At 65.2% G+C, this 4,649-nt stretch carries 6 protein-coding genes; 2 read left to right on the forward strand and 4 right to left on the reverse strand.

What is annotated here, in order from left to right; translation table 11 throughout:
• The first annotated feature begins 490 nt into the window (after nucleotides 1-490).
• A complete protein-coding gene (locus tag VEG08_10275) occupies nucleotides 491-874 on the forward strand; it encodes a hypothetical protein (protein HXZ28370.1) in 384 nt (127 codons plus the stop codon).
• An 82-nt stretch (nucleotides 875-956) separates the two neighbouring features.
• On the opposite strand, the gene moeB is transcribed toward VEG08_10275, so the two are convergent.
• From moeB to VEG08_10295, 4 genes are all read right to left on the reverse strand, one after another.
• The gene (moeB, locus tag VEG08_10280) at nucleotides 957-2,117 is read right to left on the reverse strand and encodes a molybdopterin-synthase adenylyltransferase MoeB (GenBank protein HXZ28371.1); all 1,161 of its coding nucleotides are present in this window, start codon (nucleotides 2,115-2,117) and stop codon (nucleotides 957-959) included.
• Between the two features lie 61 nt (nucleotides 2,118-2,178).
• A complete protein-coding gene (locus tag VEG08_10285; GenBank protein ID HXZ28372.1) occupies nucleotides 2,179-2,472 on the reverse strand; it encodes a MoaD/ThiS family protein in 294 nt (97 codons plus the stop codon).
• Between the two features lie 145 nt (nucleotides 2,473-2,617).
• Nucleotides 2,618-3,127, reverse strand: a complete 510-nt coding sequence (locus VEG08_10290; protein ID HXZ28373.1) for a M67 family metallopeptidase — start codon at nucleotides 3,125-3,127, stop codon at nucleotides 2,618-2,620.
• A 10-nt stretch (nucleotides 3,128-3,137) separates the two neighbouring features.
• Nucleotides 3,138-4,136, reverse strand: a complete 999-nt coding sequence (locus VEG08_10295; protein ID HXZ28374.1) for a cysteine synthase family protein — start codon at nucleotides 4,134-4,136, stop codon at nucleotides 3,138-3,140.
• A 215-nt stretch (nucleotides 4,137-4,351) separates the two neighbouring features.
• On the opposite strand from VEG08_10295, the gene VEG08_10300 reads away from it, so the two are divergent.
• On the forward strand, nucleotides 4,352-4,649 hold a 298-nt coding region (locus tag VEG08_10300; protein ID HXZ28375.1), incomplete at its 3' end, for a hypothetical protein.

Genomic DNA, 4,649 nt, shown 5'->3' on the forward strand with positions numbered 1-4,649 from the left:
GCGCAAGCTCAGTGAGACCAGCAGGCCGGCTCCCGCGACGCGGGCGCGGGGCGGGCCGCCCCGGGCTGGGACGAAGCGGCGCAATCCAGGGATGGGCCGCCATATCCAAACTCCGTCACCGGCGTCTATAGCAATAATGCAGGAGGCGCAACCCGCGGCGGAGTCGCGGGTTTTCATGAAAAGGGACGAACTACCGGAACGCCGGCGGCTCCTGCGGCGTATGCAAGGAAAGGGCGAGTGCCCGGAACGGCTCCGGGCCGGCAGAAAAAGGAAAAAGGGGTTAAACAGATTGTCTCGCCGCGGTTTTGGCGGCCAGGGCGAGCACGATCTCGAGGAACATACGGCCCTTGCGGGCGCGTGTCCGTTTGACCCCGCAGGCATTTTAGGGTTTTTCCCCTGGAATGCAAGCCCTCCGTGCCGGTCTTCGGCCTTCCGGACTCCCGCCCACGGCCCACAACCCTGTGGCAGTAACGGAGACAAGGAGAAGACCATGAAGTACGCAAAGACGGTGCAAGCGTTGGCGGCAGCCCTCCTCCTGCTGGTGGCAGCGGGCGCCTGGGCCGCCGACAAGAGCAACAGCGCAACGGTGAAGATCTTCGACCCGGTGATGGTGAACGGCAAGACCCTAGCCCCCGGCGAGTACAAGGTGACCTGGGAAGGCAGCGGCTCCGACGTGCAAGTGAGCTTCCTGCAGGGCAAGGCGGTCGCGGCCACAGCTTCGGCCACGGTCGTGGCTCAGGACTCCACCAACGACCGGACCGCCACCCTCACCAAGCAGGACGGCAAGGGCCTGGAGCTGCTCGAGATCCGGCCCCAGGGCAAGAAAGAAACCCTGCGCCTGGCGGAGGTGGGAGGCAGCTCGGGCCAGCAGTAAGCAGGTGGGGCCGGGGAGGGCGACGACTCTCCGGCGCGGCCTGCCGCAAAGGGGACGGGTCTTCCCGTCCCCTTTTTGCTGCTCAGTACTTGGGCACGCGGGGATCGACCTGGTCGCTCCAGGCCAGGATGCCGCCCTTCAGGTTCTTGACCTTGCGGAAGCCGGCCTGGCGCAGGAAGTCCACCGCCTTGGCGCTGCGCACTCCGGAACGGCAGTGGGCCACGATCTCGCGGCTGGAGTCGAGTTCGTGCACGCGCTGCGGCAGATCGCCCAGCGGGATGAGGTGGCCGTGGAGGTGGCAGATCTGGTACTCGTGGGGCTCGCGCACGTCCAGGATGAACAGGTCTTCGCCGGCGTCGAGGCGGCGCTTCAGCTCCAGCGGCGTGATCTCAGGGACGCCCGCGGTCACGGGCGCTTCCTCGCCGCGGATGCCGCAGAACTCCTGGTAGTCGATCAGCTTGGTTACGGTGGGGTGCTGGCCGCAAGCCGGGCAATCGGGGTTCTTGCGCAGCTTGAGTTCGCGGAAGCGCATGCCCAGCGCGTCCACCAGCAGCAGGCGCCCGATGAGCGCGTCGCCCTTGCCCAAGATGAGCTTCACCGTCTCCGTGGCCTGGATCACCCCCAACAGGCCGGGCAGGATGCCGAGCACGCCGCCCTCGGCGCACGAGGGCACCAGCCCGGGCGGAGGTGGCTCGGGATAGAGGCAGCGGTAACAGGGCCCTTCCTGGGTCGCGAAGACGCTGGCTTGGCCCTCGAAGCGGAAGATGGAGGCGTAGACGTTGGGCTTGCCGGTGAGCACGCAGGCGTCATTCACCAGGTAACGAGTGGGGAAGTTGTCGGTGCCGTCGGCGATGATGTCGAAGTCGCGGAAGATCGGGAGCGCGTTCTCGCTGGTGAGCTTGGTCTCGAACTTGCGGACCTCGACGAAGGGATTGACCTCGCGCAGGGTCTCTTCCGCCGAGTCCAGCTTCTTGCGGCCCACGTCGGAGGTGCCGTGGAGGACCTGGCGCTGCAGGTTGGTGAAGTCCACCACATCGAAGTCCACCAGGCCGAGGGTGCCCACGCCGGCGGCGGCCAGGTAGAGGGCCAGCGGCGAGCCCAGGCCGCCGGCCCCGATGCACAGCACCTTGGCCGCTTTCAGCTTGAGCTGCCCCTCCATCGCCACCTCGGGGATGATGAGGTGGCGGGAGTAGCGCAGGATCTCCTCGTTGGTGAGCGCGGGAGGGGTTGCTGGTTCCTTCATAAAGCTCCGGAGCAAATGGTAGTTAGGAGTTAGTAGTTAGGAGTTCAGAAAGAAAGGCCGGCTAGCGGCAACAACAATACCAGCAACAGCCGCCGGCGATGGAGGGAACGATGGAGAGGGTGTCGCCGTCCTGGACGGGCGTGGCTTCCTGCTTGAGGTAGCGGATATCGTCGTCGTTGACGTACAGGTTGACGAAGGCGCGCAGCTTGCCTTCCTCGCCGTACAGGTGGCGGCGCAGCTCGGGATAGCGGGCGGTGAGCTGGCTCAGCCCTTCGCCCACGGTGCGCGCGGCGATCTCCACCAGGTCCTTCTTCTCCACGTAGGGGCGAAGCGGGGTTGGGATCAGGATCTTCATGCTCTTGACTCCTTACAGATGCTCCAGGAAAGGCTTTGGATACGGCTTTTTGATTTGGTGACTTGCCGGCTTGGTGACTTGGTGATTGGGTGACTTGGCGGTTGGCACCTGGCCCTTGCAATCACCAAATCGCCAAGTCAGCAAGTCACCCAATGTCCCTGACCTCCTCATCCTCGAAGTGCTTGTCCTCCTCGGCCGTGCCGGCCAGGAGAAAGGAGTTGGTCACCGCGGCCTTGCCACGCTCCACGCCGGTGATGACGTAGGAGCAGCCCACCCAGTGGGCCTCGGCCAGGTCGGTGGCGGACCAGCGCGCAGGGTGGTCGGGGTGGGAGTGATAGAAGCCGACGATCTCCAAGCCGCGCTCACGCGCCTGCCGCTGGATGCGCACCAGCTCGGCGGGGTCGATGTTGTAGCGGTTGTGCAGCGCGTCCAGGCGGGTGTTCGAGGCGCGCACCACCTCGCGCACGCTGCGCGTGCCGCCCTCGAACGCGCCCAGCAGCACCCCGCAGCATTCGTGCGGATAAGTCTCTTCGCCGTGGCGGCGCAGCGCAGCGAGAGCGGATTGGGAGATCTTCAACATCAATGCAGAATGCAAAATGAAGAATGCAGAATGAAAAACGAAGTACGGACCGAGGCCACATTCTGCATTCTCCATTCTTCATTCTTCATTTCTTTTCCTCCTCCCAAAACCTCTCGCTCAGGTACTTGTCTCCTGAGTCCGGGAAGAGCGTGACGATCACGCCCTTCTGCTTCCGTTCCACCAGCCGGCGGGCGGCCTGCAGGCATCCGGCCACGGCAGCGCCGCTGGAGACGCCCACCAGCAGCCCCTCTTCGCGGGCCAGGCGGCGCACCAGCCGGTAGGCCTCCTCGGTGCAGACGCCCAGGTCTTCATCGGCCAGCGTGGGATCGTAGATCCGGGGCACGATGGCGGTGGCCATGTGCTTCATGCCCTCCAGGCCGTGGAAGGCGGAGTCGGGCTGCAGCGAGATGCATTGGATGGCCGGGTTCAGCTCTTTCAGGCGGCGCGCCGTGCCGCAGAAGGTGCCGCTGGTGCCCAGCGTGGCCACCCAGTGGGTGACGCGGCCCTCGGTCTGCCGCCAGATCTCGTTGGCGGTGCCTTCGTAGTGGGCGCGCCAGTTGGCCTCGTTGGAGTACTGGTCGGCATAGAAGTACCTGCCGGGATCGGCGGCCGCCATCTCCTGGGCCTTGCGGATGGCGCCGTCGGAGCCTTCGCTGGGATCGGTGTAAACGATAGTGGCGCCGTAGGCCTTGAGGATGCGCTTGCGCTCCTCCGAGGCGCTCGAGGGCATGCACAAGGTGACGGGGAAGCCCTCGGCGGCGCCGATCATAGCGTAGGCGATGCCGGTGTTGCCGCTGGTGGAGTCGAGCAGGACCTTGCCGGGCGCGAGCTGGCCGCTGCGCCGGGCCGCGGCCACAATGGCGGCGGCGGCGCGGTCCTTCACCGAGCCCCCGGGATTCATCCACTCCACCTTGGCCAGGATCTCGATGCCGGGCAAGTCGCGAGTCACGCGCTGCAGGCGCAGCAGAGGCGTGTTCCCGATGCGCTCGAGCGGGCCCTGGCCGAGCGGGCGGGAGGCGGATTCCCGCGCCTGCAGCGCTTCCTCCGCGCCCACCGACACCGGGTTTTTCGCCCTGGCAGCCATCAGCGTACCAAGCTTGTTATCCGCGGTAAGTTGCTGGAAAGAAAACTTCTTGTGCGGAACCACTCGACGGAATAACCAGCTTAGTCTATAAAATTGTTTTACCTGCGGACAAACCAGTGCATCCTGAAAGGAATGTCCGGGCCGCCTAACGGCGGCTTTTCGCATCTGAAAGGAAGATGCAAGGGAGAATAGGAAAGTCGCAAGACGGAAGGACCATGGCAACCACAACCCAAACCAACCGAAGCTACGAAGACGCGGTCGTGTGGCTGCGCGACCACGGTTTCGACATCCTGGAAGCCCCGGGGACCAAGAGCCGGGTGTTTCTGAAGAAGTTCAACGTGAGCGCCGCCATCGAGAAAGGCGGCGACGGCGAGGTGCGGCTCTTCGCCCGCCCCGGCTACCTGGTTGCCGGCGAGATCGCCAAGCTGGTGGACCGCGGCTACTACAAATTCCTGCGCACCTCCAAGGCGGAGCTGCCGGCCACTGCCGACCACCTCCAGGCCATCCACCAGT

Source organism: Terriglobales bacterium (genome assembly GCA_035624475.1).
GTDB lineage: Bacteria > Acidobacteriota > Terriglobia > Terriglobales > Acidobacteriaceae > DASPRL01.